The following is an 8,407-nucleotide window of genomic DNA, read 5'->3' as shown; positions in this document are numbered from 1 at the left end:
TCCGGGGGCTTGCCCCCGGTTTCGGGAAGGGGCGGGACTGGGGAACGGCGCCGCAGGCAACGCCCCAGGCACACCCGCCGACAACATCCGCCGGCACACATACAAACCGTCGCGTCCCCTCACCGTCACCACTCCACCCCGGACAAACGACCTCCCACCCCCTCCCCCCTACCGTGGTGCGAGACAGCTCCACCCCACCGTTCTGAAGGGCCGGGACTCGCCATGACCTCCACCCACGCCTTCTGGCTCGCCGGCCGCCAGGCCACCGGGCAGGACACCTTCGACGTCACCTCCCCCTGGGACGGCCGGCTCGTCGGGACCGTCGCCGTGCCGACCGACGCGCAGGTCGAGGAGGCCGTCGCCGCCGCGCACGGGGTGGTCGGCGAGTTCGCCGCCACGCCCGCGCACGTACGCGCCGCCGCCCTCGACCACGTGTCGCGTCGGCTCGTCGAGCGGACCGAGGAGATCGCCCGGCTGATCTCCGACGAGAACGGCAAGCCCATGAAGTGGGCCAGGGGCGAGGTCGGGCGGGCCGTGTCCGTGTTCCGGTTCGCCGCCGAGGAGGCCCGCCGGTTCAACGGGGGTGAGGCGCAGCGCCTCGACACCGATGCCGGCGGCGCGGGGCGGCTCGCGCTGACGCGGCGTTTTCCCAAGGGCGTCGTCCTCGGCATCGCGCCGTTCAACTTCCCGCTCAACCTGTGCGCGCACAAGATCGCCCCGGCCATCGCCGTCGGGTCGCCGATCATCCTCAAGCCCGCCCCGGCGACCCCGCTGTCCGGGCTGCTCATCGGGGAGCTGCTCGCCGAGACCGAGCTGCCCGCCGGGTCCTGGTCGGTGCTGCCCGTGGCGAACGACCGGATGCCCGCGCTCGTCCAGGACGAGCGGCTGCCGGTGATCTCGTTCACCGGTTCCGACAAGGTCGGCTTCGCGATCATGGACTCCGTCCCGCGCAAGCACCTCACCCTCGAACTCGGCGGCAACGGCGCGGCCGTCGTCCTCGCCGACTACGCGAGCGAGCAGGACCTGGACTGGGCCGCGAGCCGGATCGCCACGTTCTCGAACTACCAGGGCGGCCAGTCCTGCATCTCCGTGCAGCGGGTCATCGCCGACGCCTCGGTGTACGACCGGCTCGTGCCGAAGATCGTCGCCGCGGTCGGGGCGCAGGTCACCGGTGACCCCGCCGACGACGCCACCGACGTGGGCCCGCTCGTCAGCGAGGACGCGGCCAAGCGGGTCGAGGCGTGGGTCGACGAGGCCGTACGGGGCGGGGCGCGGCTGCTGGCCGGCGGCAAGCGGGACGGTGCCTCGTACGCGCCCACCGTGCTCGCCGACGTCCCCGGCGACGTGACCCTCTCCTGCGAGGAGGTCTTCGGGCCCGTACTGACCCTGCGGCGCGTCGACGGCGAGAGTGAGGCGTTCGACGCCGTCAACGACTCGAAGTACGGCCTCCAGGCGGGCGTGTTCACGCACGACGTGCAGGCCGCCTTCCGCGCGCACCGCACCCTGGAGGTCGGCGGCGTGATCATCGGCGACGTCCCCTCGTACCGCGCGGACCAGATGCCGTACGGCGGCGCCAAGATGTCCGGCGTCGGCCGCGAGGGCGTGCGGTTCGCGATGGACGACTACACGTACGAGCGGGTCATGGTATTGACGGGCCTCGCCCTGTAGCCCGGCCGGGCCGCATTGATTGGTCGGCCCACGACTGGTGCGGGTGCGGGGAATCGGGTAGATACGGACGAGTAGTACCGGCCGGTACGCAGTGTCGCACCCGACTTCGTGGCGAGGTGAGTTCTGATGTCCGCCCCATCCACCGCATCCGCACCCCAGGGCCAGCCCAAGGTCTCCGAGCGTGAGGCACGGCAGGTCGCCGAGGAAGCCCGTGAGCAGGGCTGGCGCAAGCCCAGCTTCGCCAAGGAGATGTTCCTCGGCCGCTTCCGCCTCGACCTCATCCATCCGCACCCGATGCCCGCACAGGAGGACGTACGGCGCGGTGAGGCGTTCCTGGCCAAGCTGCGGACGTTCTGCGAGGAGAAGGTCGACGGCGCGCTCATCGAGCGCGAGGCCAAGATCCCGGACGAGGTCATCAACGGCCTCAAGGAACTCGGCGCGCTCGGCATGAAGATCGACACCAAGTACGGCGGTCTCGGTCTCACCCAGGTGTACTACAACAAGGCCCTGGCGCTGGTCGGCTCGGCGAACCCCGCGATCGGCGCGCTGCTCTCCGCGCATCAGTCGATCGGCGTACCGCAGCCGCTCAAACAGTTCGGCAGCCAGGAACAGAAGGACGCCTTCCTGCCGAGGCTGGCGCGCACGGACATCTCGGCCTTCCTGCTGACCGAGCCCGACGTCGGCTCGGACCCGGCCAGGCTGGCGACGTCCGCCGTCCCGGACGGCGACGACTACGTGCTGGACGGCGTCAAGCTGTGGACGACCAACGGCGTCGTCGCCGACCTGCTCGTGGTGATGGCGCGGGTGCCGAAGTCCGAGGGCCACAAGGGCGGTATCTCGGCGTTCATCGTCGAGGCCGACTCGCCGGGCATCACGGTCGAGCACCGCAACGCGTTCATGGGCCTGCGCGGCCTGGAGAACGGCGTGACCCGCTTCCACCAGGTCCGGGTCCCCGCGGCGAACCGGATCGGCCCCGAGGGCGCCGGTCTCAAGATCGCCCTGACGACGCTGAACACCGGGCGGCTCTCGCTGCCCGCGATGTGCGTCGGCTCGGGCAAGTGGTGTCTGAAGATCGCCCGCGAGTGGTCCGCCGAGCGTGAGCAGTGGGGCAGGCCCGTCGCCAAGCACGAGGCGGTGGGCGAGAAGATCTCCTTCATCGCGGCGACGACGTTCGCGCTGGAGGCCGTGGTCGACCTGTCGTCGCAGATGGCCGACGAGAACCGCAACGACATCCGTATCGAGGCGGCCCTGGCCAAGCTGTACGGCTCCGAGATGGGCTGGCGGATGGCCGACGAGCTGGTCCAGATCCGCGGGGGCCGCGGCTTCGAGACGGCCGACTCGCTGGCGGCCCGCGGCGAACGCCCCGTGCCCGCCGAGCAGATGCTCCGCGACATGCGGATCAACCGCATCTTCGAAGGCTCGACGGAGATCATGCACCTGCTGATCGCCCGCGAGGCCGTCGACGCCCACCTCGCGGTGGCCGGCGACATCATCGACCCGGACAAGTCCCTCTCCGACAAGGCGAAGGCGGGCGCGCAGGCGGGCAAGTTCTACGCCCGCTGGCTGCCGAAGCTGGTCGCCGGCCCGGGTCAACTGCCCAACTCGTACGGCGAGTTCCACCACGCCGGCCACCCCGACCTGGCGGCGCACCTGCGCTACGTGGAGCGCGGCTCCCGCAAGCTGGCCCGCTCCACCTTCTACGCCATGTCGCGCTGGCAGGGCCGGATGGAGACCAAGCAGGGCTTCCTCGGCCGGATCGTCGACATCGGCGCCGAACTGTTCGCGATGAGCGCCGCCTGCGTACGGGCCGAACTGCTCCGCACGAGCGGCGACCACGGCCGCGAGGCGTACCAACTGGCCGACGCCTTCTGCCGGCAGTCCAGGATCCGCGTCGAGGAGCTGTTCGGCCGCCTGTGGTCCAACACGGACGACATCGACCACAAGGTCGTGGACGGCGTCCTGTCCGGCACGTACACCTGGCTGGAGGAGGGCGTCGTCGACGCGAGCGGCGAAGGCCCCTGGATCGCCGACGCGACCCCGGGCCCCTCCAAGCGCGAAAACGTCCACCGCCCGATCAAGTAGCCACCCGGGCAACCCGATCAGACGCCCGCGCGGGATCCGTTCCCGCGCGGGCGCCGTGCGTGTCAGTGACGACCCTGAGCACGACCGCATAACCTGCTCCGCGTGATGACCGCCGACGACGTGCTGTCCCTGCTCGCGCTGATCCGGGGCGCCGGTGCCGAGGTGTGGACGGCGGGGGGTTGGGGTGTGGACGCCCTGGTGGGGGAGCAGAGCCGGGGGCATCGGGATCTGGATCTCGTGCACCGGGTGGAGCAGGAGCCCGCGTTGCTGGCCGCGCTCGCCGGGGCCGGGTTCGCGCAGACGCTGGACGCGCGGCCCGTGCGGTTCGTGTACGCGCATCCGGACGGGCGGGAGATCGATCTGCATCCGCTCGTCTTCGCCCCCGACGGCTCAGCGACCCAGTCGTCCCCCGATCCCGCCGAGCCCTTCCGGTATCCGGCGGACTGCTTCACCACCGGCACGATCGGCGGGGCCGTCGTCCCGTGTCTCTCCGCCGCGCAGCAGGTCTACTTCCACCAGGGGTACGAACCGGCCGGCCGCGACCGGCACGACATGGCCCTGCTGCGGGCGAAATTCGGCGTCGCGACCCACTTCTGACCGGGCGCGCTGTCCCCGGACACAGTTGATGGGGCAAGAATGGGGTCCATGAGCGACAGCCCAGCCCCTCTCGCGGACCCCCACCTCGCCTTCGATCCGGCCGAAGGCCGCCGGGACATCGTCGTCCTCGGCTCCACCGGGTCCATCGGTACCCAGGCCATCGACCTGATCCTGCGCAATCCCGACCGTTTCCGGGTCACCGCGCTGTCCGCCGCCGGCGGCAGGGTGGCCCTGCTCGCCGAGCAGGCGCGGCAGCTGCGGGTGCGCACGGTCGCCGTGGCGCGCCCGGACACGGTTCCCGTGCTCCGGGAGGCGCTGCGGGCCGAGTACGGGCCCGGCGAGGCGCTTCCCGAGATCCTCGCGGGGCCCGAGGCGGCCACCGAACTGGCCGCCTCCGACTGTCACACCGTGCTGAACGGCATCACCGGTTCCATCGGCCTCGCGCCGACCCTCGCCGCCCTCGAAGCCGGCCGCACCCTCGCCCTCGCCAACAAGGAGTCGCTGATCGTCGGCGGTCCGCTGGTCAAGGCCGCCGCCGCGCCCGGGCAGATCATCCCGGTCGACTCCGAGCACGCCGCGCTGTTCCAGGCGCTGGCCGCCGGCACCCGCGCCGATGTGCGCAAGCTCATCGTCACCGCCTCCGGCGGCCCCTTCCGCGGCCGTACCCGCGCCGAACTCGACGACGTCACCCGCGAGGACGCCCTCGCCCACCCCACCTGGGCCATGGGCCCCGTCATCACGATCAACTCGGCGACCCTCGTCAACAAGGGCCTCGAAGTGATCGAGGCCCATTTGCTGTACGACATCCCTTTCGAACGGATCGAGGTCGTCGTACACCCCCAGTCGTACGTTCACTCGATGGTGGAGTTCAGCGACGGCTCGACCCTCGCGCAGGCCACACCGCCCGACATGCACGGCCCGATCGCCATCGGACTCGGCTGGCCGGAGCGGGTGCCGGACGCTGCGCCCGCCTTCGACTGGACCAAGGCGTCGTCCTGGGAGTTCTTCCCGCTCGACACCGAGGCGTTCCCCTCCGTGGGACTCGCCCGGCACGTCGGAGCGCTGGGCGGCACGGCTCCCGCCGTGTTCAACGCCGCCAACGAGGAGTGTGTGGACGCGTTCCTGTCGGGTCGGCTGCCGTTCAACGGCATCATGGATACCGTCACCGAAGTCGTCGCCGAGCACGGGAGCCCCGGCAAGGGAACCCCGCTCACTGTCGGTGACGTCCTGGAAGCTGAGACCTGGGCACGGGCCCGGGCCCGGGAACTGGCAGTGAAGGCAACAGCGGAGGCTCGCGCATGACGATCCTGTTGACGGTCCTTGGCATAGTCATTTTCGCCGTGGGGCTGCTCTTCTCCATCGCCTTCCACGAGATGGGCCATCTCTCGACGGCCAAGATGTTCGGCATCCGGGTGCCCCAGTACATGGTGGGATTCGGGCCGACGATCTGGTCGAAGAGGAAGAACGACACGGAGTACGGGATCAAGGCGATCCCGCTCGGCGGCTACATCCGCATGATCGGGATGTTCCCGCCGGGCGCCGACGGCCGGATCGAGTCCCGGTCCACCTCGCCCTGGCGCAGCATGGTCGAGGACGCGCGCTCCGCCGCGTTCGAGGAGCTGCAGCCCGGTGACGAGAAGCGGCTGTTCTACACGCGCAAGCCCTGGAAGCGCGTCATCGTGATGTTCGCAGGGCCGTTCATGAACCTGATCCTCGCCGTCGCGATCTTCCTCGGCGTGGCGATGTCGTACGGCTTCCAGACGCAGACCACCGACGTCGCCGCCGTCCAGCAGTGCGTCATCTCACAGAGCGCGAAGCGCCAGACCTGTGAGAAGGGCGACCCGGTCTCGCCGGCCAAGGCCGCGGGACTGAAGCAGGGCGACAAGATCGTCGCCTTCAACGGCCGGAAGGTCGCGGACTGGAGCACGCTCTCCGACCTGATCCGCAAGACGATCGGCCCCGCCACCATCACCGTCCAGCGCGACGGCTCGGAGCAGGTGCTGCACGCCAAGCTGCTCAGCAACACCGTCCTGAAGAAGGACTCCAACGGCGATGTCGTGCAGGACAAGTACGTACCCGCCGGCTACCTCGGCTTCGCCGCCTCCACCAAGATCGTCCCGCTGACCTTCTCGCAGTCCGTCGACCGCATGGGCACCATGATCGAGGACAGTGCCAAGCGGATCGTCGACCTGCCGTCCGAGATCCCCGCGCTGTGGCGCGCGGCCTTCGACGGCGGTGAGCGCAAGGCGGACTCGCCGGTCGGCGTGGTCGGCGCCGCCAGGATCGGCGGCGAGGTGATGACGCTGCACGTGCCGGCGCAGAGCCAGATCGCGATGCTGCTGTTCCTGCTCGCCGGGTTCAACCTCTCGCTGTTCCTCTTCAACATGCTGCCGCTGCTGCCGCTCGACGGCGGGCACATCGCGGGGGCGCTGTGGGAGGCGCTGCGGCGCAACGTGGCGCGGGTCTTCAGCCGGCCCGACCCGGGCCCCTTCGACGTGGCGAAGCTCATGCCGGTCGCCTATGTGGTGGCGGGGCTGTTCATCTGCTTCACGGCGCTCGTCTTCATCGCCGACGTGGTCAACCCGGTAAAGATCAGCTGAATCATTCGATTCGGGGTAATCTTCCCGTTTTGCAGCGGCCGGACACTTTTTGTGTCCGGCCGCTTACTTTTGAGTGGACTCTTCGTAGCGGTGTGCCCGTTCGACGCGCGGTGGCGTAATCTCGGGGGCTGGAGCCCGCCGATCTCGGGACCTCGATCCACACCTTGGGGTTGCACACCAGATGACTGCAATTTCACTCGGAATGCCGTCCGTTCCCACGAAGCTCGCCGAACGCAGGGTCAGCCGCCAGATCCAGGTCGGCTCGGTGGCGGTCGGCGGGGACGCACCGGTGTCGGTCCAGTCGATGACCACGACGCGTACGTCGGACATCGGCGCGACGCTCCAGCAGATCGCCGAGCTGACGGCGTCGGGGTGTCAGATCGTCCGAGTGGCGTGCCCGACGCAGGACGACGCGGACGCGCTGGCGACGATCGCGCGGAAGTCGCAGATCCCGGTGATCGCTGACATTCACTTCCAGCCGAAATACGTCTTCGCGGCGATCGACGCGGGCTGTGCGGCGGTCCGGGTCAACCCCGGGAACATCAAGCAGTTCGACGACAAGGTGCGGGAGATCGCGAAGGCCGCGCTGGAGACCCGGACGCCGATCCGGATCGGCGTCAACGCGGGCTCGCTGGACGCGCGGCTGCTGAAGAAGTACGGCAAGGCGACGCCGGAGGCCCTGGTGGAGTCGGCGCTGTGGGAGGCGTCGCTGTTCGAGGAGCACGGCTTCCGGGACATCAAGATCTCGGTGAAGCACAACGACCCGGTGGTGATGGTGAATGCCTACCGTCAGCTCGCCGAGCAGTGCGACTACCCGCTGCACCTCGGTGTGACGGAGGCGGGCCCGGCCTTCCAGGGGACCATCAAGTCGGCCGTGGCGTTCGGTGCGTTGCTCTCGGAGGGCATCGGGGACACGATCCGCGTCTCGCTGTCCGCCCCGCCGGCCGAAGAGGTCAAGGTCGGGCTGCAGATCCTGGAGTCGCTCAACCTGAAGCAGCGCCGGCTGGAGATCGTGTCCTGCCCCTCGTGCGGCCGGGCGCAGGTGGACGTGTACAAGCTCGCGGACGAGGTGTCGGCGGGACTTGAGGGCATGGAGGTGCCGCTGCGCGTCGCGGTCATGGGCTGTGTGGTGAACGGTCCGGGCGAGGCGCGCGAGGCCGACCTGGGTGTGGCGTCGGGCAACGGCAAGGGCCAGATCTTCGTGAAGGGCGAGGTCGTCAAGACCGTCCCCGAGTCGAAGATCGTGGAGACCCTGATCGACGAGGCCATGAAGATCGCCGAGCAGATGGAGAAGGACGGCATCGCCTCCGGCCAGCCCGAGGTCGCTGTCAGCTGACCCTGCCGGGTGCCACGCCGACCCTGCGGTGCCGCGTTGAGCTTGCGGTGCCGCGTTGAGCCTGGTGGTGCCACGGAGGTCGCCGTCAGCCGAATCGGGTTTTCCACCGGTCGTACGAACCACA

General features: G+C 69.8%; 6 protein-coding genes. All 6 read left to right on the top strand.

Annotated features, from left to right (window positions below; translation table 11 throughout):
• Positions 1-222 precede the first annotated feature (222 nt).
• Positions 223-1,668 carry an aldehyde dehydrogenase family protein gene (locus HY68_RS02060; RefSeq protein WP_041983826.1) on the top strand — a complete coding sequence of 482 codons (1,446 nt, stop codon included), beginning with the start codon at positions 223-225 and terminating at the stop codon, positions 1,666-1,668.
• Positions 1,669-1,794: 126 nt separating this feature from the next.
• Positions 1,795-3,750: an acyl-CoA dehydrogenase family protein gene (locus tag HY68_RS02055; protein ID WP_041983823.1), complete on the top strand. Its 1,956-nt coding sequence runs from the start codon at positions 1,795-1,797 to the stop codon at positions 3,748-3,750.
• 105 nt (positions 3,751-3,855) lie between these two features.
• Positions 3,856-4,347 carry an amino acid transporter gene (locus HY68_RS02050; RefSeq protein ID WP_198533192.1) on the top strand — a complete coding sequence of 164 codons (492 nt, stop codon included), beginning with the start codon at positions 3,856-3,858 and terminating at the stop codon, positions 4,345-4,347.
• Positions 4,348-4,395: 48 nt separating this feature from the next.
• A complete protein-coding gene (gene dxr, locus HY68_RS02045) occupies positions 4,396-5,649 on the top strand; it encodes a 1-deoxy-D-xylulose-5-phosphate reductoisomerase (RefSeq protein ID WP_041983819.1) in 1,254 nt (417 codons plus the stop codon).
• On the top strand, positions 5,646-6,947 hold the full coding sequence (locus HY68_RS02040; protein ID WP_041983817.1) for a site-2 protease family protein: 1,302 nt from the start codon (positions 5,646-5,648) through the stop codon (positions 6,945-6,947). The genes dxr and HY68_RS02040 overlap by 4 nt, the downstream gene beginning before the upstream one ends.
• 181 nt (positions 6,948-7,128) lie before the next feature.
• Positions 7,129-8,283 (top strand): flavodoxin-dependent (E)-4-hydroxy-3-methylbut-2-enyl-diphosphate synthase, encoded by a 1,155-nt coding sequence (gene ispG / locus HY68_RS02035; RefSeq protein WP_041983814.1) that lies wholly within the window; start codon positions 7,129-7,131, stop codon positions 8,281-8,283.
• Positions 8,284-8,407: the final 124 nt, after the last annotated feature.

Origin of the sequence: Streptomyces sp. AcH 505 (assembly GCF_000818175.1) — a bacterium.
Classification (GTDB): Bacteria; Actinomycetota; Actinomycetes; order Streptomycetales; family Streptomycetaceae; genus Streptomyces.
This window is presented reverse-complemented; position numbering and strand designations above follow the sequence as displayed.

Excerpts from the sequence above, each read along its gene's own strand:
- HY68_RS02060 (WP_041983826.1), top strand. The coding sequence starts at position 223 with ATGACCTCCACCCACGCCTTCTGGCTCGCCGGCCGCCAGGCCACCGGG.
- HY68_RS02055 (WP_041983823.1), top strand. The coding sequence starts at position 1,795 with ATGTCCGCCCCATCCACCGCATCCGCACCCCAGGGCCAGCCCAAGGTC.
- HY68_RS02050 (WP_198533192.1), top strand. The coding sequence starts at position 3,856 with ATGACCGCCGACGACGTGCTGTCCCTGCTCGCGCTGATCCGGGGCGCC.
- dxr (WP_041983819.1), top strand. The coding sequence starts at position 4,396 with ATGAGCGACAGCCCAGCCCCTCTCGCGGACCCCCACCTCGCCTTCGAT.
- HY68_RS02040 (WP_041983817.1), top strand. The coding sequence starts at position 5,646 with ATGACGATCCTGTTGACGGTCCTTGGCATAGTCATTTTCGCCGTGGGG.
- ispG (WP_041983814.1), top strand. The coding sequence starts at position 7,129 with ATGACTGCAATTTCACTCGGAATGCCGTCCGTTCCCACGAAGCTCGCC.